This is a genomic window from Cupriavidus mimosae (assembly GCF_023952485.1).
GTDB classification, from domain to species: Bacteria; Pseudomonadota; Gammaproteobacteria; order Burkholderiales; family Burkholderiaceae; genus Cupriavidus; species Cupriavidus taiwanensis_C.
In genome coordinates, this window is the sequence record NZ_JALHRY010000002.1 from 107836 (window position 1) to 129874 (window position 22039).

Genomic DNA, 22039 nt, shown 5'->3' on the forward strand with positions numbered 1-22039 from the left:
CCGCCGGGACTTTGCAATCCTGCCGTCGGCCGCCCCACGGGCGGGGGCCGCTTGCCAGGTCAGGCGACGCCGTACTGCCGGAACCAGTCCAGGCACTTCTGCCAGCCGTCCCTGGCGTCGGCCTCGCGGTAGCTGGGCCGGTAGTCCGCGTGGAAGGCGTGGCCGGACTCGGGATAGACGATAAAGCGCGAGCGCTTGGCCTCCGGGTCGGACGACGTCGCCAGCGCGGCCTTCATCCGGTCCACCTGCTCCAGCGGGATGCCGGTGTCCTTGCCGCCGTACAGGCCGAGCACCGGCGCATGGAGCTGGCCGACCAGGTCGATGGGATTCTTCGGCTTGATCGGCGTCGGCTCGGGCGCCAGCTGGCCGTACCAGGCCACGCCGGCCTTCAGGCGCTGGCTGTGCGCGGCGTAGAGCCAGGTCATGCGTCCGCCCCAGCAGAAGCCGGTGATGGCCAGGCGCGAGACATCGCCGCCGTTGGCGCCGGCCCAGGCCACGGCGGCATCGAGGTCGCCCATCACCTGCGCGTCGGGCACCTTGGCGATCACCTCGCGCTGCAGTTCCTGGATCGTGCCGAAGCTCTGCGGATCACCCTGGCGCGCGAACAGCTCGGGCGCGATCGCCAGGTAGCCCTGCTTGGCAAAGCGCCGGCATACATCGGCGATATGCTCGTGCACGCCGAAGATCTCGCTGATCACCAGCACTACCGGCAGGTTTTTCTTGCCTTCCGGCTGGGCGCGGTAGGCCGGCATGCTGAAGCCGCCCGACGGAATCGTGACCTCGCCCGCGTTCAGGCCGGCAAAATCGGTCTTGATCGCCTGCTGGGCCATCACCGGCAGGGCCGCGGCCGCAAAGGCGGAACCGAGCGCGGTCTTGACGAAGCCGCGCCGGTCGAAGATCTGGCCGGGGACCAGGCTGTCCACTTCTGGTTTGAGCATGCTTGTCTCCAGGATCGTTGGTGGCTGGGCCGCCACGCGGCGCCCGCACGCGATTTTAAGCAGACATGGAGAAAACATGGCGGCGCAGGCCCGCCGGCGCCCCCACCCGCAAGCGGGGGCCCGGGGCCATGCGTCAGTGCAGCTTGACGCGCGGACTGGTCTTGCTGCGCAGCCAGTGCGAGACGGTGTCCAGCGCCATCCCGACCGCGCCGTGCAGCGCCATCACGTGCATCCGGTACAGCGAGGTGTACATGAAGCGCGCCATCAGCCCTTCGATAAACATCGAGCCGCCGATCAGCCCGCCCATCAGGCTGCCCACCGCGCTGAAATGTCCCAGCGACACCAGCGAGCCGAAGTCCTTGAAAGCGAATTGCGGCAGCGGCCGTCCCGCCAGCCGCGCGCACAGCGCCTCGTAGAGAAAGGTGGCCTGCTGGTGCGCGGCCTGCGCGCGCGGCGGCACCGAGGTCTGCTTCTCCGGCCACGGGCAGCTGGCGCAATCGCCAAAGGCGAAGATGTCCGGGTCCCCCTCGCTCTGCAGCGTCGGGCCGACCACGATCTGGCCCTGGCGGCTGACCGGCAGGCCCAGGCTGGCCAGCACCGCGGGCGCGGTGATACCGGCGGCCCACACCGTCAGGTCGGCGTCGATGGTCTTGCCGCTGGCGGTCAGTACGGCCTGCGGCGTGACTTCGGTCACGCGCTCGCTGGTGAAGACGTCGACATCCAGCTTCCTGAGCAGCTTGGCGGTCTCGGCCGAGACCCGCTCGGACAGCGCCGGCAGGATGCGCGGACCGGCCTCGATCACATGGATGCGCACGTCGCGGCGCGGATCGAGCCGGTGCAGGCCATAGGCGCTGAGCACGTGCGCGGTGTTGCGCAGCTCCGCCGACAGCTCGACGCCGGTGGCGCCGGCGCCGATGATGGCCACGTCAACGCGCGGCCGGCCGTCCTCGCCGACGCGGCCGCGCCCGTTCTGGGCGCGCACGCAGGCGGCGATCAGCCGCTTGCGGAAGCGCTCGGCCTGGGCCACGGTATCCAGCGCAATGGCGTGCTCGGCGGCGCCCGGCACGCCGAAGAAATGCGTGACGCAGCCGATCGCCAGCACCAGCGTGTCGTACGGCAGTTCGCGCGCGGGCAGCAGCTCGGCGCCGTCCTGGTCGACGCAGGCCGACACCGAGATGGTCTTGCGGCTGCGGTCGATGCCGGTCAGCTCGCCCTGCTGGAACTCGAAATGATGCCAGCGCGCCTGCGCCGCGTATTCGAGCTGGTGGGTGTTGGGATCCATGCTGCCGGCGGCGACTTCGTGCAGCAGCGGTTTCCAGATATGGGTGGGCAGGCGGTCCACCAGCACCACCTGCGCCGCGCCCTTGCGGCCGAGCTTGTCGCCCAGCTTCGTTACCAGTTCCAGCCCCCCTGCTCCGCCGCCGACGACGACGATGCGGTGCGTCCTTGTTTCTGTCATGGTCTACCCTGCTGCGTTTTTGTAAATTCTTTGCCTGAGGCGCTTGCTGAGGCGTTTGCCACAGTCTGCTGCATTGCAGCATGACTGGCAAGCGCCGCACGCTGACTCAGCAGTCGCTTCATTCGATACCACCACGCAGGGGCAGCGAGCCGGCCGGGTCGCCGGCTCGCCAGGGGGCCCGGTGCAGCCTCAGTGCGCTTCTTCCCAGTTGGCGCCGCTGCCGACTTCGGCCACCAGCGGCACGCGCAACTCGGCCACCGTGCACATCAGTTCGGGCAGGCGCGCCTTGACCGGTTCCAGCTCGTGCTCGGGCACTTCCAGCACCAGTTCATCGTGCACCTGCATGATCTGGCGCGTCTGCAGGCCGTCGCGCTCCAGCCAGTCCTGCACCGCGATCATCGACAGCTTGATCAGGTCGGCCGCGGTGCCCTGCATCGGCGCGTTGATGGCGGCGCGCTCGGCGGCCTGGCGGCGCGGGCCGCTGCCGCCGTTGATATCGGGCAGCCACAGCCGCCGGCCGAACACGGTCTCGACATAGCCCTGCTCGCGCGCGGTCTGGCGGGTCTCTTCCATGTAGTGGGCCACGCCCGGATAGCGCATGAAGTAGCGGTCGATGTAGTGCTTGGCGGCCTCGCGCTCGATGCCCAGGTTGCTGGCCAGCCCGAACGCGCTCATGCCGTAGATCAGGCCGAAGTTGATCACCTTGGCGTAGCGGCGCTGCTCGCTGCTGACGGCGTCGCGCTCGACGCCGAAGATCTCGGCGGCGGTGGCGCGGTGGATGTCTTCGCCGTTGGCAAAGGCGCGCAGCAAGTTCTCGTCGCCCGAGATATGGGCCATGATGCGCAGCTCGATCTGCGAATAGTCGGCCGACACGATCACGCTGCCCGGCTCGGCGATAAAGGCCTCGCGGATGCGGCGGCCTTCCTCGGTGCGCACCGGGATGTTCTGCAGGTTGGGCTCGGTCGACGCCAGCCGCCCGGTCACCGCGGTGGCCTGGCCGTAGCTGGTGTGCACGCGCCCGGTCCGCGGGTTGACCATCTTCGGCAGCTTGTCGGTGTAGGTGGACTTGAGCTTGGACAGGCCGCGGTAATCCAGCAGCAGCTTGGGCAGCGGGTAGTCCTCGGCCAGCTTCTGCAGCACCTCTTCGTCGGTCGACGGCGCGCCGCTGGCGGTCTTCTTCACCACCGGCAGCTTCATCTGGTTGAACAGGATCTCGCCGATCTGCTTGGGCGAGCCCAGGTTGAACGGCTGCCCGGCGGCCTCGTAGGCCGACTGCTCCAGCGCCAGCATGCGCTGGCCCAGCTCGGCGCTCTGCGCGGCCAGGCGTTCGGCGTCGATCAGCACGCCGTTGCGCTCGACCTTCTGCAGCACCACCGAGACCGGCATCTCGATCTCTTCATAGACCCGACGCAGCCCGGCCGCGGCCTCGACCTGCGGGAACATCCGGCGATGCAGGCGCAGCGTCACGTCGGCATCCTCGGCGGCGTACTCGGTGGCGCGGGCCAGGTCGATCTGGTCGAAGCCGATCTGGCTCGCGCCCTTGCCGCACACCTCTTCATAGGTGATGGTCTTCAGGCTCAGCAGGCGCTCGGCCAGGCTGTCCATGCCATGGTTGCGGTGCGAGGCCAGCACGTAGCTCTGCAGCATGGTGTCGTGTGCAATGCCGCGCAGCCTGATGCCGTGGTTGGCGAACACATGGACGTCGTACTTCAGGTTCTGGCCGAGCTTGGGGCGGCTGGCGTCTTCCAGCCAGGCACACATGCGTTCCAGCACGAACTCGCGTGCAAGCTGGCCGTGCTCGGGCAGGCCGGCCACGTCAGGGCCGCGGTGCGCCACCGGGATATAGCAGGCCTCGCCCGGCGCCGCCGACAGCGAGATGCCGACCAGCTGCGCCTGCATCGGATCGAGCGAGGTGGTCTCGGTATCGATCGCCACCAGCGGCGCCGATTCGATTCGGCGCAGCCAGTCTTCCAGCATGCCCCCGGTGGTGACGGTCTCGTAGCGGATCTCGGTGGGCGCCGCGTCCTCGGCCGGCGCCGCGCCGGCCTCGGCCGACGGTGCGGGCGCATCGAACAGGCCACCCTGCGCGGGCGCGCTGGCCGCGGCACGGGCACGGGCCTGGGCGCGCGCGTCGGGCAGGCTTTCACCGGTGGCTTCGCGCAGCCAGGTCTTGAAGCCATAGCGCTGGAAGAACGCCACCAGCTGTTCCTTGTCCTCGCCGGTCTCGCGCAGCGCGTGGAAGTCCGCGACCGACTTGCTCAGGTCGCAGTCGGTCTTGACCGTCACCAGCCGGCGCGCCATCGGCAGCCATTCCAGCGTGTTGCGCAGGTTCTCGCCCACCACGCCCTTGATGCCGGGCGCGGCCGCGATCACGCCGTCGAGCGAGCCATGCTCGGCCAGCCATTTGACCGCGGTCTTGGGGCCGACCTTGGGCACGCCGGGCACATTGTCGACCGCATCGCCAATCAGCGACAGATAGTCGATGATGCGTTCCGGCGGCACGCCGAACTTGGCCACCACGCCGGGAGGATCGAGCACCTCGCCGCTCATGGTATTGACCAGCGTGACCTGCTCGTTGACCAGTTGCGCCAGGTCCTTGTCGCCGGTGGACACCACCGTGCGCACGCCCTGCTCCATGGCCTGGCGCGACAATGTGCCGATCACGTCGTCGGCCTCGACGCCGTCGACCACCACGATCGGCCAGCCCAGCGCGCGCACGGCCTCGTGGATCGGCTCGATCTGGCGCGCCAGGTCCTCGGGCATCGACGGGCGGTGCTCCTTGTAGGCCGGGTACAGGTCGTCGCGGAAGGTCTTGCCCTTCGCGTCGAACACGCAAGCGGTATACTCTGCCGGGTAGTCGTTGCGCAACTTGCGCAGCATGTTGATCATGCCGTAGATTGCCCCTGTGGGCAGACCCTCCCCATTCCTCAGGTCCGGCAAAGCGTGATAAGCGCGATACAGATAGCTCGATCCATCGACGAGCAAGAGTGTTTTTGGACTATCCGACATTCCCATGGACTCAAAATTGACTGGTGCCGCTGCAGGCGGTGCCTCGACCGCCCCCCTTGCTGACCCGGATGTTGCTGATATCTCCGGCGATACCGTACAACCCCCGCCGGAAGCTGCCTCCGAGCACGCCGCGGCCATCGCCGCGGCCGCCGATGCTGCTGCCGCTGGTCATCCGCCTGAAGTTGCTGCTGAAAAGGCTGCTGCGGCGGCGGCGCGCGCCAATCCGCGCAAGATGATCCCCAGCCTGCGTGCGCTGGCCGACGAAGACCGCGCGACCGCAAAGAAGGCGCGCGCCTCGTGGCAAATGTTCACGATTATGGCAGAGTTCATCGAGGCCACCGAGTACCTGTCCGAGATCCGCCCGGCGGTGTCGATCTACGGCAGCGCGCGCCTGCGCGAGGACTCTCCCTACTACCAGCGCACCATCGAGATCGCGCGGCTGTTCTCCGACGCGGGCTTTGCCGTGATCTCCGGCGGCGGCCCCGGCATCATGGAGGCGGCCAACAAGGGCGCGCATGCCGGCAAGTCCGCCAGTGTCGGCCTGAACATCGAACTGCCGCACGAGCAGCAGGGCAATCCGTACCAGGACATTGCCATGCGCTTCCGCCACTTCTTCACCCGCAAGGTCACCTTCGTCAAGAATTCCGACGCGTTCATCGTGATGCCGGGCGGCTTCGGCACGCTCGACGAGCTGGCCGAGGTGCTGACGCTGGTGCAGACCGGCAAGTCGCGCTCGGTGCCGGTGATCATGTTCGGCAGCCGCTTCTGGAAGGGCCTGCTGGACTGGTTCCGCTTCACGCTGCTGCCAATGGGCCTGATCGCCGAGCACGACCTGGACCTGATGAAGATCGTCGACGAGCCGCACGAAGTGCTGGAAGCGGTCTACGACTATTACGAGCAGCGCGGCGGCGACAAGCCGATCCCGCCGAAGGAAGAAATGTTCTACCTGTAAGGCCGGGTTCTCCGCGGACAAGGGGTCGCCGCAGCGCCGCGGCCACGCATGCGCCACCCGGCGCCGTGGCGCAGGTGCCCCCCGGGGCACGGCGGCGGCCTGTGCGGGACAGGAATTGCTAGAATGGAACCTGTCCGTCTGCCAAGCCCGGCGCCGCCGGGTTGCAGTCCAACCGCCGCATGCCGCGGCGCTGCGTGCCGCTTGCGCCGCAGCCCGCACAGGAGCACCTGATGACCTCCCCTTGTCCCGTCCGCCCGGTCCGGTCCACGCGCGCAGCCGCCGTGGCCGGCGAGCCTGAATCGCCTGCCAGGCGGCCCGTGTCCGGCCTGGCCGCGGCAGTGGTCGCCGCACTGGCGCTGGCGTCCGGCTGGGCCGTCGCGCAGGAAAGCAATGCGCTGACCCAGCAGGAACTGAACCAGATCAACAACCAGCCGATCGCCCCGGCCGCCAGGTCACAGCTGAACCAGCCGCGCGAGCCGAGCTTCCAGCTGAACGAACGCGATGGCACCCAGGTGCGCGAGTACCGTGACAAGGGGCGCGCCACCGACATCCAGGTCAGGTCGGGCTTCGGCACCAGGTACGAGATGAGCAAGCCGGAAGACAGCTCGCCCAAGATCCGCGAGCATGACGTCAACCGCGTGCCGTCGGTCAACCTGAAGTTCTGAACCCGCTTGCCCACGGCCTGGCCTGAACGCCAGGCCGCGCCGGCCCTCCGGCAGTCATGCCGCGGCGGCGGCCCGGACTTTGTCCGGAACCGGCGCCCGCCGCTTTCCGATTCGCATCACACAACGAGTATGGCCGTATTCACCACGGTCTCGCAGGACGAGATCGCACGCTGGCTGCTGGATTTCGACCTTGGCGAAGTGCGCGACCTGCGCGGCATCGCCTCGGGCATCGAGAACAGCAATTTCTTCCTCACCATGGAGCACGAGGGCCAGACGCGCCAGTACGTGCTGACCATCTTCGAGCGGCTGTCGTTCGCGCAGTTGCCCTATTACCTGCACCTGATGGCGCATCTGGCCGAGCGCGGCATCCGCGTGCCCGCGCCGATCCCGGCGCGCGACGGCGAGATCCTGCGCCCGCTCAAGGGCAAGCCCGCCACCATCGTCACGCGCCTGCCCGGCGCGTCGCAACTCGCCCCCGACGCGCAGCACTGCGCCGAGGTCGGCGACATGCTGGCGCGCATGCACCTGGCCGGCGCCGACTACCCGCGCCGCCAGCCCAACCTGCGCAGCCTGCCGTGGTGGCAGCAGACCGAGCGCGAGATCCTGCCCTTCCTCGATGCCGGCCAGCGCACGCTGCTGCAGCGGGAAATCGCCCACCAGGCGGCGTTCTTCGCCAGCGCGGCGTACGCCAGCCTGGGCGAAGGCCCGTGCCACTGCGACCTGTTCCGCGACAACGCGCTGTTCGAGGAAGACCCCAGCGGCCGCCACCGGCTGGGCGGCTTCTTCGATTTCTACTTCGCCGGCAACGACAAGTGGCTGTTCGACCTGGCGGTCACCGTCAACGACTGGTGCATCGACCTCGCCAGCGGCGAACTCGACCCCACGCGCGCGCAGGCCCTGCTGCGGGCTTATCATGCGGTCAGGCCGCTGACCGGGACCGAGGCCGCTCACTGGCAGGACATGCTGCGCGCGGGCGCCCTGCGCTTCTGGGTGTCACGCCTGTGGGACTTCTACCTGCCGCGCGAGGCCGACATGCTGCAGCCGCACGATCCGACCCATTTCGAACGCATCCTGCGCCGGCGCCTGGACGCACAACCCGCGAACCCCGAGAGCGCCCCGCTCCCCTGGATCTGACCCGTATGCAACTACTGGAAGTCCCTGCCAAGGAAGGCTACACCTGGTTCCGCCAGGGCATCTGGCTGTTCCGCAAGAACCCGCTGACCTTCCTGATGCTGCTGTTCGTCTACCTGATCGCCGCGCAGCTGGCCATCGTGGTGCCGCTGATCGGCATCATCGCGCTGCTGGTGGTCACGCCCGGCCTGTCGGTCGGCGTGATGACCGCGTGCCGCGACGTAATCCAGAACAAGCGCGTGCTGCCCACCGTGCTGCTGGCGGGCTTCCGCGCCAACGGCAAGGAAGCCACGCGCAACCTGCTGGTGCTGGGCGGCATCTACGCCGGGCTGGTGTTCATTCTCGGCCTGATCGCCGGTGCGGTGGTCGACATGAGCGCGCTGGTGCCGATCGTGCTGAAGGAAGAGGCGCCGACCGCCGAGGCGGTGCGCCAGCTCTACTACGCCATGCTGATCGGCGCGCTGCTGTACACGCCGATCGCGATGATGTTCTGGTTCGCACCGCTGCTGGCCGCCTGGCACGGCGTGCCGCCGGTCAAGGCGCTGTTCTTCAGCTGGACCGCGTGCTGGCGCAACCGCGGCGCGTTCTTCACCTACGCGGTGCTGTTCGCGATGCTGCTGGTGGCGATCCCGTTCTTCCTGGAGGCAGTGTTCAGCGCCTTCGGCGCCGAGACGGTGCTGTCGTTCCTGGTCACGCCGTATTCGCTGCTGATGCTGGCGATCTTGTATTGCTCGTTCTATGCGACGTACCGCGGCTGCTTCAACGTGACCCCGCCAGGGGTAGAGCCGGCTGCGCCGGCGACGCCGGGCGCCTGACCACAAGCGCTCGCTACCCGGTGGTGTGCTCCCTCTCCCGCTTGCGGGAGAGGGTTGGGGAGAGGGCGGGAGTTTCCACGAAGCGAGGCGCGTCGATATGGCCCACGCGTCCACTCCCCCCAACTATTGCCCGAACGTCTTCACCATCGCGTCCGCCGCCAGGCGCAGGTCGGGCACGAATCCCATCAGTCGGTCCATCGTCATCCGCGCCAGCGGTGCCTGTACCGCGATCGCAGCGCACGCACGGCTGCGATTGCGCATCACCGGAACCGCCACCGCAATCATCCCCTCAAGGTTTTCCTGGTTATTGATGCCCAGGCGGAGCCGCCGCGTGTGGGCCAGCTCCGCACGCAGTGCCATGGCGTCGGTAATGGTGTTCGCCGAATGCGCGCGCAGCGGCAAGTTGGCGACCAGTCGCTCGCGCTGCGCGCATGGCAGGAACGCCAGCAGGAGCTTGCCGCTGGCGGTGCAATGCAGTGGCACGCGCGAGCCCGGTTGCAGGTGCATTCGCAGCGGCCATTGGGTTTCCACCCGATCAAGATAGACCACGTCATCCCCCGACAACATGGTCAGGTTGCAGGTTTCGCCGACCTTGTCGACCAGTTGCTGCAGGATCGCGTGGCGCGCCGCGGCCGGCCCCGCCTGCATCAGCACATTGACCGCAAGCTGGCGCACGCGTGACGAACACTCATAGCCGGGGCTGTCCACTGTGCGCGACACCAGCCAGGTGCTCTCCAGCTGCTTGAGGATGCGGTGCACGGTCTGCTTGGGTAGCCCAATCTCCTGCACGATGGCCGACAAAGGCATGGGCCCGTCGGCTGTGGACAGGATCTCCAGGATGCGGAAGGCGCGCACCGCGGCGGCATTGGAGTGATTGCTCATGGATGCAATTTAGCGGATTCCGGGACGCCTTTGCGTCCCGAAAACTGCATTACCGGTTGTAGCCGGCAACCGTGCTCGCAAAAGCGCACAAATTGGGACGGCATGCCCGCCCGGGTTCACTAGATTTCGATCCGGGGCCGCCGCAACGGACCCGCCTGACCCAAACCCCGGAGCCGATCCATGAGTGTGCAGATACTGCAGCGCCAGCAGTCCCATTCCACCGATGTACCCGTGCCGGAAGACCAGGTCGCTACGATCGTGGCGCGCGCGCGGCAGGCGCAGAGCGCGTTTGCGCACGCCGGCCAGTCGACTGTCGACACGGCAGCGGCAGCGGTTGCGTGGGCCATCATGGAGCCTGCGCGCAACCGCCAGTTGGCCGAGCGTGCCGTCGCCGATACCGGCCTGGGCAATGTCGACGACAAGATCCGCAAGAACCACCGCAAGACCTTGGGCCTGCTGCGCGACCTGCACGGGCGCAAGACCGTCGGTGTGATCGCGCAGGATGCGGCCTCAGGCATTACCGAGATCGCCCGGCCGGTGGGTGTGGTGGCAGCCATCACGCCATCGACCAATCCCGCGGCGACCCCGGCCAACAAGATCATCAACGCACTCAAGTGCGGCAACAGCGTGATCGTGGCGCCATCGCCGAAAGGCCACGACACGTGCGCGCTGTTGCTGTCGTTCATCCACGCCGAGTTCGCCCGCTCCGGACTGTCGGCAGACCTGGTGCAGATGCTGCCCGCACCGGTCTCGAAGGCTGCAACCGCGGCACTTATGCAGCAGGCCGACCTGGTGGTCGCGACTGGCTCGCAAGCCAACGTGCGCATGGCCTATACCTGTGGGACGCCGGCCTTCGGCGTGGGCGCCGGCAACGTCGCCTCGGTCATCGACAACAGCGCCGCGCTGGACGACGCGGCGGCAAAGGTGGCGCGCTCCAAGACCTTCGACAATGCCACCAGTTGCTCGTCTGAGAACAGCCTGGTCGTGCTGGAGGGAGTCTACGCAGCCATGCTCGAAGCCCTGGCCCAGGTTGGAGGCGTGCTGCTTACAGCTGCGGAGAAGGCACGGCTGCAGGCACTGATGTGGCGCGGCGGCAAGCTCGCCGGCACGTTCACGGGACAGAGCGCGACGCGCATCGCCGAACTCGCCGGGCTGGAACGCGTGCGCGCGCTGCGGCCCGCCATGCTGCTGGTGGAGGAAACCGGCGTTGGCAGCGACTATCCGTTCTCGGGGGAAAAGCTTTCGCCCGTGCTGACGCTCTACCGCGAAGCCGACTTCGGCGCGGCGGTCGGGCGCGTGGCGCGCCTGTACGACTACATGGGCGCCGGGCATTCGGTTGGCCTGCATTCGTCCGACCCGCGCCATGCGCTGCAACTCGGGCTGGAACTGCCGGTGGCGCGCGTGATCGTGAACCAGGCTCACTGCTTCGCAACCGGCGGCAATTTCGACAACGGCCTGCCGTTTTCGCTTTCCATGGGTTGCGGCACCTGGGGCGGCAACAACTTCTCGGACAACCTCGGCTGGCGGCAATACCTGAACCTCACCCGCATTGCCCTGCCCATCGCCGAGCACATGCCCGATGAAGCGGAACTGCTGGGCGATTACTTCGCGAGGGTCGGAAAATGAACGCGCGCACTGAAGCCGAAGTGTTCGACACCCTCGCCGCGCTGGTGGCCGTGCGCGCCGCGCAGTGGCCCGACAAACCCTATCTGGTGTCGCCGGACAGCGGTAATGCGCTGACCTTCGGCGCGCTGGCGGCCGACGTCGCGACGCTGGCCTGCCGCTATGCGACAGCCGGACTGGAGACCGGGCAAACCGTGTCGGTGTACCTGCCCAATGGCGAACAGACCGCGCGGCTGTTGCTGGGCACCATGGCGTGCGGGCTGGTCGTCAACCCGATCAACCTGCTGTGCCATCCTGCGCAGCTGCGCTACATCCTCGCGCATTCGGACACGCGGCTGGTCTTCACCTGGCCTGGCGGCGAGGCCGCCATCCGCGCGGCATTGCGCGATGCCGGCCTGGACCTGCCGGTGATCGTCACCGCGCCCGACGCCGGGAGCCTGCCGGCGCTGCCCGCGGCGCGCAGCGCTGCCCCGTCGCTGCCCCCTCCGCAGACGGCTGCGCCCGCGCTGCTCATGTACACGTCCGGCACCACCGGTACCCCCAAAGGCGTGCTGTTGACGCAGCGCAACCTGCTGGCCAACGGCGCCAACGTCAGCCGCGAGCACGGGCTCGGACCAGCGGACCGGGTGCTGGCAACGCTGCCGCTGTACCACATCAATGGCCTGGTCGTGACCGCCATCGCGCCGCTGGTGCACGGCGGCTCAGTGGTGATGCCTATGCGATTTTCGGCAAGTTCATTCTGGCAGGACAGCGCGCGCCACGGCTGCACCTGGCTGAATGTGGTACCGACCATCATCGCCTACCTGCTGAACGACCCACACGGCCAGGCGCCGGCAGGTGTGCGCTTCTGCCGCTCGGCCTCGGCTGCGCTGCCGCCCGAACATCACCGCGCCTTCGAAGCAAGGTTCGGCATCGGAGTGATCGAGACCATGGGCATGACCGAGACCGCCGCACCGGCGTTCAGCAATCCGCTCGACCCGGGCCAGCGGCGCATCGGCAGCATCGGCCTGCCTTCGGGCACGCGCGCCCGCGTGCTCGGGCGCGACGGCAGGGTGATGTCCGACGGCGAGATCGGCGAGATCGTGCTGCAGGGCGAGAACGTGATGGCGGGATACTACAAGGCGCCCGACATCACACGGGAAGCCTTTACCCACGACGGCTGGCTGCGCACCGGTGATCTCGGCTACCGCGACGCCGACGGCTATTTCTACATTACCGGGCGCGCCAAGGAATTGATCATCAAGGGCGGCGAGAACATTGCACCGCGCGAGATCGACGAGGCGTTGCTGCGTCATCCCGCCGTGCTGGAAGCCGCCGCGGTCGGCGTGCCCGACCCGGCTTACGGGCAGGACATCGTTGCCTACGTGGTCATGCGCGAGGCGGCACGCTGCGATGACGCTGCACTGCGCGCCCATTGCCTGCGCGAACTAGGCCGCTACAAGACCCCAAAAGAGTTCCGCTTCATCGCCGAGCTGCCGCGCGGCCCGTCCGGCAAGGTGCAGCGGCTCAAGCTGCTCGACCACGCCTGAACTCCCCTTCCCCGCCATCCCCAACCCTCGCCAAGGAGCCTGCCCGCCCCCATCCGCAAGACCAGGAGACACACGCAACACCACAGACAGATTGCTCAAGGACGGGGCAGCGCGGCCGGCGCCGCGCCCCGGCGCGCCGCATGCGCATGGCTACGGACCGTGCGCCGGCCGCCGCCCGGTCAACGCCACGCGCACTCGTCGCGCATAGGAGGTGGTATGAAGCAACGCATCAAGACCCGGCACATGATCCTGGGCGTCATGTGCCTGATGTATTTCATCGCCTATATCGACCGCGTCAACATCTCGGTCGCCGCTCCCCTGATCCGCGAGGAAATGGGGCTGACGTCGTCCCAGCTGGGGCTGGTGTTCTCGGCCTTTGCCTATCCCTATGCCGCCATGCAGATCCTCGGCGGCTGGATGGCCGACAAGTTCGGGCCCAAGAAGGTGCTGATCGTGCTGTCGCTGATCTGGGGCGTGGCCACGGTGCTCACCGGTTTCGCCGGCAGCGTGCTGATGCTGGTGATGCTGCGCTTCGTGCTGGGGATCGGCGAAGGCGGCGCATTCCCGACCGCGACGCGCGCCTTCACTTACTGGATGCCGGTGGCGGAGCGCGGCTTTGCGCAGGGCATCACGCACAGCTTTGCGCGGCTCGGCGGGGCGATCACGCCGCCAATCGTGCTGGTCATCGTGGCGGCCTCCGGCTGGCGCGAGGCCTTCATCGTGCTAGGCGCGGTCAGCCTCGGCTGGACCTTGCTGTACGCCTTCTATTTCAAGGATTCGCCTGAGCAGCACAGCCGCGTGACCGAGCAGGAGCTGCAGGAGATCGGCTACCGGCGCGGCGAGCGCCAGCAGGCCGCCAGGTCGGCCACGCCGTGGCGGCGCCTGTTCCGGCGCATGTGGCTGGTGACCTTCGTCGACTTCTGCTACGGCTGGTCGCTGTGGGTCTACCTGACCTGGTTGCCGTCTTACCTGAAGGAAGCACGTGGCTTCGACCTGAAGCAACTGGCGCTGTTCACCGCGCTGCCGCTGATGGCCGGCGTGGTCGGCGATACGCTCGGCGGGGTGCTGTCGGACCGCATCTACCGGCGCACCGGCAACCTGCGCCTGGCGCGCGGCGCGATCCTGTTCGTCGGGCTTGCCGGCTCGCTGATGTTCATCGCGCCGATGACCTTCACGGCCGACGCCGTCAACGCGGTGATCCTGTTGTCGCTATCGTTCTTCTTCCTGGAACTGACCAACGCGGTGCTGTGGAGCCTGCCGCTGGACATCGCCGGCAAGTACGCCGGCACCGCCGGCGGCATGATGAATACCGGCTTCGGCGTGGCCGGCATGGTGTCGCCGGTGGTGTTCGGCTACCTGATCGAGCGGACTGGCAGCTATGACCTGCCGTTCATGATCTCGGGCGCGTTGCTCGGCGTTGGCGCACTGGCCTCGCTGTTCATCAATCCGCTGCTGACCGTGGAAAGTCCGGACCAGAAAGCTAGCGAGGTCCGCCACGCCTTGCCCTGAGCCCTGCCTGGCGGCACGGCGGCCGGCGAAGCCGCACCGGTTTCAATCGATCGCGTCCAGCTTCGCCACCGCCAGCGCCAGCCACTTGGCGCCATGCCGCTTGAACTTGATATTGGCGCGCGCATCGGCGCCCTCGCCTTCCAGCGCGGTGATCACGCCTTCGCCGAACTTGTTGTGGAACACCGACTGGCCGACGCGGAAGCCGGTGCCGGCTTCGCGCCTGGCGTCGGCATAGCCGTTGCCGTTGTCCATGCCGCCGGTGGGCCTGGTGCCGGTATAGGGCACGTCCTCGGGCTTGCGGAACCAGTCGCGGCCCCAGGCATTGTCGCGTTCCTGGCGGCGCACGCCGCCGTAGCTCTGCGCCGGCGGGGTCAGCCATTTGAGCGAGGTCTCGGGCAGTTCCTCGAAGAAGCGCGAGCGTACGTGGTAGCGGGTCTGGCCGTGCAGCATGCGGCTTTGCGCGAACGACATGTAGAGGCGCTTGCGCGCGCGCGTGATCGCCACGTACATCAGCCGTCGCTCTTCCTCGAGGCCGTCGGGGTCCATCATGCTGTTCTCGTGCGGGAACAGCCCTTCCTCCAGCCCGCTGATGAAGACCACGTCGAACTCCAGCCCCTTGGCCGCGTGCACGGTCATCATCTGCACCGCGTCCTGGCCTGCCTGGGCCTGGTTGTCGCCGGCCTCGAGCGAGGCGTGGGTCAGGAACGCGACCAGCGGCGTCATCACCACTGGCAACGCCTCCGGGTCGAGCAGTTGCTGTGACTGGTCGCCGTCGGCCAGCACCGGCGTGGCGTGGCCGCGGTCGGCCGGGATCACCGCGGCCAGCGCTTCCAGGCCGTAGCCTTCCTCGACCACGAAGGCCTGCGCGGCGGTCACCAGTTCCTGCAAGTTCTCGATACGGTCCTGGCCCTCTTTCTCGCCCTGGTAATGCGCGATCAGGCCGCTGTGGTTGATCACGTATTCGACGGTCTCGGCCAGCGTCATGCGGCGCGTGTCCGCGCGCATCTGCTCGATCAGCCGCGTGAACGCGGCCAGCTTGCTGCCGGCCGCGCCGGGCACGTAGGCCACCGCCTCGGCCAGCGCGCAGTCATACTGTCGCGCCATGTCCTGCAGCACTTCCAGCGAGCGCGCGCCAATGCCGCGCGCGGGGAAGTTGACCACCCGGCCGAAGGCGGCGTCGTTGCGCGGATTCTCCAGCAGCTGCATGTAGGCCAGCGCGTGCTTGATTTCGGCACGCTCGAAGAAGCGCAGGCCGCCATACACGCGGTACGGGATGCCGGCCGAGAACAGCGCGTGCTCGATCACGCGCGACTGCGCGTTGCTGCGGTACAGGATGGCGATCTCGGCGCGGCTGGCGCCCTGCGCGATCTGGTCACGGATCTCCTCGATGATCCAGGCTGCTTCCTGCCCGTCGGAGCCGCCCTGGAACACCCGCACCGGCTCGCCGTGGCCGGCGTCGGTGCGCAGGTTCTTGCCCAGGCGACGCGCGTTGTGCGAGATCAGGTGGTTGGCCGAATCCAGGATATGCCCGTGCGAGCGGTAGTTCTGCTCCAGCTTGATCAGCCGGCGCACGCGGAACTCATGCTCGAAGTCGCGCATGTTGCCGACGTTGGCACCGCGGAAGGCGTAGATGCTCTGATCGTCGTCGCCCACCGCAAAGACCGCGGCCGGGTTGTGCGTGCCGTGGCCGGCCAGCAGCTTGAGCCACTGGTACTGCAGCACGTTGGTGTCCTGGAACTCGTCGACCAGCACGTGGCGGAAGCGGTGCTGGTAGTGCTGGCGGATGGCGTCGTTGTAGCGCAGCAGCTCATAGCAGCGCAGCAGCAGCTCGGCGAAGTCGACCACGCCCTCGCGCTGGCACTGCTGGTCATAGGCGGCGTAGAGGTCAACGAAGCGCTTGTTGAAGTCGTCGTTGGCCTCGACGTCGGCCGGTCGCAGGCCCTGCTCCTTGGCGTTGTTGATAAAGTACTGCAGGTTCTTGGCCGGGTACTTCTCGTCGTCGACGTTGAGCGACTTGAGCAGCCGCTTGAGCGCCGACAGCTGGTCCTGGCTGTCGAGGATGGCAAAGGTCTGGGGCAGCCCGGCGTCGCGGAAATGCGCGCGCAGCATGCGGTTGCACAGGCCGTGGAAGGTGCCGATCCACATGCCGCGGGTGTTGATCGGCAGCATTGACTGCAGCCGCGTCTGCATTTCCTTCGAGGCCTTGTTGGTGAAGGTTACCGCCAGGATGCCCGCCGGCGAGACCCGGCCGTTCTGCAGCAGCCAGGCGATGCGCGTGGTCAGCACGCGGGTCTTGCCGCTGCCCGCGCCCGCCAGGATCAGCGCCGGTTCGTCGGGCAGGGTGACGGCGGCTAGTTGTTCGGCGTTCAGGTTGGCGAGCAGGTCGGACATCGGAAAGGCCTAGTGGAATCGCCCGCAATTATACCGGGGGCCCCTGTTTCACAAATCACATCCGGCGCGCCCCACGACCCGCGCACCGGGCGCGGGCCGGCCGGCTCTGGCCACGAAATAGGCACCGGCCGCCCGCCCCCGTATAATTTGTGGTTTCACTGGCGCCAGGCCGGCCATCGCAGGCCGCCAGCGACCGCCAGGCGCAGGCCACCGCACCTGCCACGCACCCAGACGCCAACCTCGACATCCCAGCATGACCGCCCAAGACCAATCGCTTGCCAAGAGCTTCGAACCCGCCGCCATCGAGGCGAAATGGGGCCCCGAGTGGGAGAAGCGCGGCATCGCCAAGCCGACCTTCGACCCTGCCCGCCCGGACTTCGCGATCCAGCTGCCGCCGCCCAATGTGACCGGCACGCTGCACATGGGCCATGCCTTCAACCAGACCATCATGGACGGCCTGGCGCGCCACGCGCGCATGCTGGGCGCCAATACGCTGTGGGTGCCGGGCACCGACCACGCCGGCATCGCCACCCAGATCGTGGTGGAGCGCCAGCTGGAGGGCCAGGGCGTGTCGCGCCACGACCTCGGCCGCGAGAAGTTCACCGAGAAGGTGTGGGCCTGGAAGGAAGAGTCGGGCTCGACCATCACCCGCCAGGTGCGGCGCATGGGCGCGTCGATCGACTGGAGCCGCGAGTACTTCACCATGTCGCCGGAGATGTCGAAGGCGGTCACCGAGGTGTTCGTGCGGCTGTACGAGCAGGGCCTGATCTACCGCGGCAAGCGCCTGGTCAACTGGGATCCGGTGCTGGGCACCGCCGTGTCCGACCTGGAAGTCGACAGCGTCGAGGAAGAAGGCTCGCTGTGGCATATCCGCTATCCGCTGGTCGAGGCCGACGCCAAGGGCGGCCTGACCCACCTGACCGTGGCCACCACGCGTCCGGAAACCATGCTGGGCGACGTCGCCGTGATGGTGCATCCGGAAGACGAGCGCTACGCGCACCTGATCGGCAAGTCGGTGCACCTGCCGCTGACCGGGCGCCAGATCCCGGTGATCGCCGACGAATACGTCGACCGCGAGTTCGGCACCGGCGTGGTCAAGGTCACGCCGGGCCACGACTTCAACGACTATGCCGTGGGCCTGCGCCACAACCTGCCGCAGCTGTCGATCCTGACGCTGGACGCGAAGATCGTCGCCGACGCGCCCGCCGCCTATGCCGGCCTGGACCGCTTCGACGCGCGCAAGGCCATCGTCGACGACCTCGACAAGCAGGGCCTGCTGGAAGACGTCAAGAAGCACAAGCTGATGACCCCGCGCAGCGAGCGCACCGGCAGCGCGATCGAGCCGATGCTGACCGACCAGTGGTTCGTCGCCATGAGCAAGCCGGCGCCGGAAGGCACCTTCTACCCCGGCCGCTCGATCGCCGAGGTCGCGCTCGAAGCCGTGCAGAGCGGCGAGATCAAGCTGGTGCCGGAAAACTGGATCAGCACCTACAACCAGTGGCTGGGCAATATCCAGGACTGGTGCATCTCGCGCCAGCTGTGGTGGGGCCACCAGATCCCGGCATGGTACGACGATGCCGGTAACTGCTTTGTCGGCCGCACCGAAGAAGAAGCTGCCGCCAAGGCGAAGGCCGCCGGCAGCACCGGCGCGCTGCGCCGCGAGGAAGACGTGCTCGACACCTGGTTCTCGTCGGCCCTGGTGCCCTTCTCCTCGCTGGGCTGGCCCGAGGAAACGCCTGAACTGAAGCACTTCCTGCCGTCGTCGGTGCTGGTCACCGGCTACGACATCATCTTCTTCTGGGTGGCGCGCATGGTCATGATGACCAAGCACTTCACCGGCAAGGTGCCCTTCCACACCGTCTACGTGCACGGCCTGGTGCGCGATTCGGAAGGCAAGAAGATGAGCAAGTCCGAGGGCAACACGCTCGACCCGGTCGACCTGATCGACGGCATCGACCTCGACACGCTGCTGAAGAAGCGCACCACCGGGCTGCGCCGGCCCAAGGACGCGCCCAAGATCGAGAAGAAGACGAAGAAGGAATTCCCCGAGGGCATTCCGGCCTTCGGCGCCGACGCGCTGCGCTTCACCTTTGCGTCGCTGGCGACGCTCGGGCGCAACATCAACTTCGATACCGGCCGCTGCGAGGGCTACCGCAACTTCTGCAACAAGCTGTGGAACGCCACCCGCTTCGTGCTGATGAACACCGAGGGCCATGACTGCGGCATGGGCCCGTGCAACCAGGACTGCGGCCCGGACGGCTATCTCGATTTCTCGCAGGCGGACCGCTGGATCGTGTCGCTGCTGCAGCGCGTGGAGGCCGAGGTCGAAAAGGGCTTTGCCGAGTACCGCTTCGACAATATCGCCAACGCCATCTACAAGTTCGTCTGGGACGAGTACTGCGACTGGTACCTGGAACTGGCCAAGGTGCAGATCCAGCACGGCACCGAGGCCCAGCAGCGCGCCACCCGCCGCACGCTGCTGCGCGTGCTCGAGACCGTGCTGCGGCTGGCGCATCCGGTGATCCCGTTCATCACCGAGGAACTGTGGCAGAAGGTCGCCCCGCTGGCCGGGCGCGCCAGCGGCGATGGTGCGGAAACCATCGCATTGCAGCCCTATCCGCTCCCCGCCGTCGCCAAGATCGACGAGAATGCCGAGCAGTGGGTCGCGCGCCTGAAGGAAGTGATCGATGCCTGCCGGAACCTGCGCGGCGAGATGAATATCTCGCCGGCCCAGCGCATCCCGCTCTATGCGGAGGGCGACAGCGCCTTCCTGAAGGCGGCGAGCGCACATATCCAGGCACTGGCGAAACTTTCGGAGGTGCGCGTCTTCGAAGATGAAGCTGCCCTGCAGGCCGAAGGCGCTGGTGCGCCGGTCGCCATTGCCGGGGGCAACCACCTGCTGCTGAAGATCGAGATCGATGTCGCCGCCGAGCGCGCGCGCCTGTCGAAGGAAGTCGAACGCATCGGTGGCGAAATCGGCAAGTGCCGCGCCAAGCTGTCGAACGAGAGCTTTGTCGCCAAGGCACCGCCCGCGGTGGTGGCGCAAGAGACGCAGCGCCTGTCCGATTTCGAGCAGACGCTGGCCAAGCTGCAGGGCCAGCTGCAGCGGCTGCCGGCCTGACCCGAGGGTCAGTCAGGCGGCCTGCATCACGCCCCTGCCAGCCGGGGGTTCTGTACCGCATCGTCGGACAGAACCGGACAGACGGCGCCCACGCTGGCTGGCAGGGTTATGGACTGGAATCTGAGAGGTACACCTGATATGGAAAATCGCGTCACCAAGGCTGTGTTCCCGGTTGCGGGCCTGGGCACCCGCTTCCTGCCAGCCACCAAGGCCAGCCCCAAGGAAATGCTTCCGGTGGTGGACAAGCCGCTGATCCAGTACGCCGTGGAAGAAGCCATGGCCGCCGGCATTACCGAGATGATCTTCGTCACGGGCCGCTCCAAGCGCGCGATCGAGGACCATTTCGACAAGGCCTTCGAACTGGAAGTGGAGCTCGAGGCCAAGAACAAGCAGGCGCTGCTGGACGTGGTGCGCTCGATCAAGCCGGCCAACGTCGAGTGCTACTATGTGCGCCAGCCCGAGGCGCTGGGCCTGGGCCACGCGGTGCTGTGCGCGGCCAAGCTGGTGGGCGACACCCCGTTCGCGGTGATGCTGGCCGATGACCTGATCGACGGCAACCCGCCGGTGATGAAGCAGATGGTGGATGCCTTCAACCACTACAACTGCTCGGTGCTGGGCGTCGAGGAAATCACGCCCGAGCAGAGCCGCTCCTATGGCGTGATCGATGGCCGCGAATGGGACGAGGACGTGATCAAGGTCTCGGGCATCGTCGAGAAGCCGGCGCCGGAAGATGCGCCGTCCAACCTTGGCGTGGTCGGCCGCTACATCCTGACGCCGCGCATCTTCGACCATCTGCGCGAGCTCAAGCCCGGCGCCGGCGGCGAACTGCAGCTGACCGACGCGATCCAGTCGCTGCTGGGCCAGGAGCAAGTGCTGGCGTACCGCTACCAGGGCCGCCGCTATGACTGCGGCAGCAAGCTGGGCTACCTCAAGGCGACCGTCGAGTTCGCGCTGAAGCACCCCGAAGTGGGCACCGATTTCAGCGCCTACCTGGAATCGCGCGAACACCTGAACGGCCTGGGCCGCTGAGCTCGCCCGGACGGGTTACGAAGAAAAAGCCGCTTTCGAGCGGCTTTTTCTTTACCGTCGTTCCCGCGCACGCGGGAACGACAAGAAGAGTCATCGGATCGCTACGCAAACTCAGCGCCGGCGCATGTAGAACACGAACACCTTGTCGACTTCCGAATGCGACAGCAGCTCGTTGCCGGTCTGCTTGGCAAAGGCCTGGAAATCACGCGTGGCGCCGGGATCGGTTGCCAGCACCTTGAGCACGTCACCGCTGGCCATGTCGGCCAGGGCCTTCTTGGTGCGCAGGATCGGCAGCGGGCAGTTCAGGCCGCGCGCATCCACTTCTTTCTGGAACTCCATTCGTCTCTTCCTCTGATGCTTGGGGGCTGGAGGCTGGCTGAAAGCCAGCCCTACCAGCGGTATTGTAGCGAAGCCCCGACCTGGCTGAAGTCGTGGGGGCGGCGCGGGTCCGGAATGTCGGCGCCGCTCTGGCGGTCGAAGAAGCGCACCGGGTAGCCCCTGGCGGCAAGCCAGTCGGCCACCGCGAAGCCGGTTCCGGCCGACCACACGCGCACGTCCTCGGGCGCCACCAGCTTGTACTCGGCCAGTTCCTCGGACAATTCGACCGTACCCGTCGCCTTGACGTGATAGGCAATGATCAGCTCATTCTTGCGCATGAATTCGTAGACACCGATCAGCGCGACCGACTCGGTATCGAGGTTGGTCTCCTCCTTCAGTTCGCGCGCCACGCCCAGCTCGGGCGGCTCGTCGCGCTCCAGGAAGCCCGTCACCAGCGCAAACATCTTTTCCGGCCACGCGGCGTTGCGCGCCAGCAGCAGCTTGTCCTGGTACTCCACCACCGCCGCCAGCACCGGCAGCGGGTTGTTCCAGTGCACGAAGCCGCAGTCCTGCTGCACGCAGGCGTGGCGTTCGCGCCCGGACAGCGGCAGCACCTCGAGCGGCGCGCCGCACTGCGGGCAGAATCGGTATGACATGGGGGCTCCTGA

16 protein-coding genes are annotated in these 22039 nt (G+C 67.4%); 9 read left to right on the plus strand and 7 right to left on the minus strand.

Features of this window, described 5'->3' with window-relative positions; translation table 11 throughout:
* Window positions 1-59: 59 nt before the first annotated feature.
* From MKD50_RS04500 to polA, 3 genes are all read right to left on the minus strand, one after another.
* The gene (locus MKD50_RS04500; RefSeq protein ID WP_252666516.1) at window positions 60-938 is read right to left on the minus strand and encodes a dienelactone hydrolase family protein; all 879 of its coding nucleotides are present in this window, start codon (window positions 936-938) and stop codon (window positions 60-62) included.
* 133 nt (window positions 939-1071) lie between these two features.
* Entirely contained in the window at window positions 1072-2397 is a 1326-nt protein-coding gene (locus MKD50_RS04505; RefSeq protein ID WP_252666517.1) for an NAD(P)/FAD-dependent oxidoreductase, read from the minus strand.
* 189 nt (window positions 2398-2586) lie between these two features.
* Window positions 2587-5406, minus strand: a complete 2820-nt coding sequence (gene polA, locus MKD50_RS04510) for a DNA polymerase I (RefSeq protein ID WP_252666518.1) — start codon at window positions 5404-5406, stop codon at window positions 2587-2589.
* Window positions 5407-5410: 4 nt separating this feature from the next.
* On the opposite strand from polA, the gene MKD50_RS04515 reads away from it, so the two are divergent.
* The 4 genes from MKD50_RS04515 (at window position 5411) to MKD50_RS04530 (ending at window position 8969) form a co-directional block, all read left to right on the plus strand.
* Entirely contained in the window at window positions 5411-6358 is a 948-nt protein-coding gene (locus tag MKD50_RS04515; RefSeq protein WP_231942137.1) for an LOG family protein, read from the plus strand.
* A gap of 230 nt (window positions 6359-6588) precedes the next feature.
* Window positions 6589-7023: a hypothetical protein gene (locus MKD50_RS04520; protein WP_252666519.1), complete on the plus strand. Its 435-nt coding sequence runs from the start codon at window positions 6589-6591 to the stop codon at window positions 7021-7023.
* 129 nt (window positions 7024-7152) lie between these two features.
* Complete coding sequence (locus MKD50_RS04525; protein ID WP_252666520.1) at window positions 7153-8157, plus strand: homoserine kinase; 1005 nt, start codon at window positions 7153-7155, stop codon at window positions 8155-8157.
* Between the two features lie 5 nt (window positions 8158-8162).
* Complete coding sequence (locus tag MKD50_RS04530; RefSeq protein WP_092307039.1) at window positions 8163-8969, plus strand: BPSS1780 family membrane protein; 807 nt, start codon at window positions 8163-8165, stop codon at window positions 8967-8969.
* 123 nt (window positions 8970-9092) lie between these two features.
* Here the strand turns inward: MKD50_RS04530 and MKD50_RS04535 are convergent, their stop codons facing one another.
* Window positions 9093-9851, minus strand: coding sequence for an IclR family transcriptional regulator (locus MKD50_RS04535; protein ID WP_252666521.1), 759 nt, complete (start codon window positions 9849-9851; stop codon window positions 9093-9095).
* A 180-nt stretch (window positions 9852-10031) separates the two neighbouring features.
* Between MKD50_RS04535 and sauS the strand changes: the two genes are divergently transcribed.
* The 3 genes from sauS (at window position 10032) to MKD50_RS04550 (ending at window position 14512) form a co-directional block, all read left to right on the plus strand.
* A complete protein-coding gene (gene sauS, locus MKD50_RS04540) occupies window positions 10032-11477 on the plus strand; it encodes an acylating sulfoacetaldehyde dehydrogenase (protein ID WP_115704158.1) in 1446 nt (481 codons plus the stop codon).
* Window positions 11474-13003 (plus strand): acyl--CoA ligase, encoded by a 1530-nt coding sequence (locus tag MKD50_RS04545; protein WP_252666522.1) that lies wholly within the window; start codon window positions 11474-11476, stop codon window positions 13001-13003. Before sauS ends, MKD50_RS04545 begins: the two co-directional genes overlap by 4 nt.
* 216 nt (window positions 13004-13219) lie before the next feature.
* Window positions 13220-14512 carry an MFS transporter gene (locus MKD50_RS04550; RefSeq protein WP_252666523.1) on the plus strand — a complete coding sequence of 431 codons (1293 nt, stop codon included), beginning with the start codon at window positions 13220-13222 and terminating at the stop codon, window positions 14510-14512.
* A gap of 42 nt (window positions 14513-14554) precedes the next feature.
* Here MKD50_RS04550 and MKD50_RS04555 read toward each other — a convergent pair whose 3' ends face one another.
* A complete protein-coding gene (locus MKD50_RS04555; RefSeq protein WP_252666524.1) occupies window positions 14555-16903 on the minus strand; it encodes a UvrD-helicase domain-containing protein in 2349 nt (782 codons plus the stop codon).
* 253 nt (window positions 16904-17156) lie between these two features.
* Here MKD50_RS04555 and MKD50_RS04560 point away from each other — a divergent pair, with 253 nt between their 5' ends.
* Window positions 17157-20024 (plus strand): valine--tRNA ligase, encoded by a 2868-nt coding sequence (locus MKD50_RS04560; RefSeq protein WP_240072431.1) that lies wholly within the window; start codon window positions 17157-17159, stop codon window positions 20022-20024.
* Between the two features lie 138 nt (window positions 20025-20162).
* The gene (gene galU, locus MKD50_RS04565; RefSeq protein ID WP_115680767.1) at window positions 20163-21053 is read left to right on the plus strand and encodes a UTP--glucose-1-phosphate uridylyltransferase GalU; all 891 of its coding nucleotides are present in this window, start codon (window positions 20163-20165) and stop codon (window positions 21051-21053) included.
* A 111-nt stretch (window positions 21054-21164) separates the two neighbouring features.
* Here galU and MKD50_RS04570 read toward each other — a convergent pair whose 3' ends face one another.
* Both MKD50_RS04570 and MKD50_RS04575 read right to left on the minus strand, forming a co-directional pair.
* Window positions 21165-21392: a sulfurtransferase TusA family protein gene (locus MKD50_RS04570; protein WP_010813669.1), complete on the minus strand. Its 228-nt coding sequence runs from the start codon at window positions 21390-21392 to the stop codon at window positions 21165-21167.
* Between the two features lie 50 nt (window positions 21393-21442).
* Entirely contained in the window at window positions 21443-22027 is a 585-nt protein-coding gene (locus tag MKD50_RS04575; protein ID WP_115704167.1) for an NUDIX domain-containing protein, read from the minus strand.
* Between the last annotated feature and the right edge of the window lie 12 nt (window positions 22028-22039).

Bases quoted from the DNA above. Each gene is read 5' to 3' on its own strand.
- MKD50_RS04500 (WP_252666516.1), bottom strand. From the start codon at position 938: ATGCTCAAACCAGAAGTGGACAGCCTGGTCCCCGGCCAGATCTTCGAC.
- MKD50_RS04505 (WP_252666517.1), bottom strand. From the start codon at position 2,397: ATGACAGAAACAAGGACGCACCGCATCGTCGTCGTCGGCGGCGGAGCA.
- polA (WP_252666518.1), bottom strand. From the start codon at position 5,406: ATGTCGGATAGTCCAAAAACACTCTTGCTCGTCGATGGATCGAGCTAT.
- MKD50_RS04515 (WP_231942137.1), top strand. From the start codon at position 5,411: ATGGACTCAAAATTGACTGGTGCCGCTGCAGGCGGTGCCTCGACCGCC.
- MKD50_RS04520 (WP_252666519.1), top strand. From the start codon at position 6,589: ATGACCTCCCCTTGTCCCGTCCGCCCGGTCCGGTCCACGCGCGCAGCC.
- MKD50_RS04525 (WP_252666520.1), top strand. From the start codon at position 7,153: ATGGCCGTATTCACCACGGTCTCGCAGGACGAGATCGCACGCTGGCTG.
- MKD50_RS04530 (WP_092307039.1), top strand. From the start codon at position 8,163: ATGCAACTACTGGAAGTCCCTGCCAAGGAAGGCTACACCTGGTTCCGC.
- MKD50_RS04535 (WP_252666521.1), bottom strand. From the start codon at position 9,851: ATGAGCAATCACTCCAATGCCGCCGCGGTGCGCGCCTTCCGCATCCTG.
- sauS (WP_115704158.1), top strand. From the start codon at position 10,032: ATGAGTGTGCAGATACTGCAGCGCCAGCAGTCCCATTCCACCGATGTA.
- MKD50_RS04545 (WP_252666522.1), top strand. From the start codon at position 11,474: ATGAACGCGCGCACTGAAGCCGAAGTGTTCGACACCCTCGCCGCGCTG.
- MKD50_RS04550 (WP_252666523.1), top strand. From the start codon at position 13,220: ATGAAGCAACGCATCAAGACCCGGCACATGATCCTGGGCGTCATGTGC.
- MKD50_RS04555 (WP_252666524.1), bottom strand. From the start codon at position 16,903: ATGTCCGACCTGCTCGCCAACCTGAACGCCGAACAACTAGCCGCCGTC.
- MKD50_RS04560 (WP_240072431.1), top strand. From the start codon at position 17,157: ATGACCGCCCAAGACCAATCGCTTGCCAAGAGCTTCGAACCCGCCGCC.
- galU (WP_115680767.1), top strand. From the start codon at position 20,163: ATGGAAAATCGCGTCACCAAGGCTGTGTTCCCGGTTGCGGGCCTGGGC.
- MKD50_RS04570 (WP_010813669.1), bottom strand. From the start codon at position 21,392: ATGGAGTTCCAGAAAGAAGTGGATGCGCGCGGCCTGAACTGCCCGCTG.
- MKD50_RS04575 (WP_115704167.1), bottom strand. From the start codon at position 22,027: ATGTCATACCGATTCTGCCCGCAGTGCGGCGCGCCGCTCGAGGTGCTG.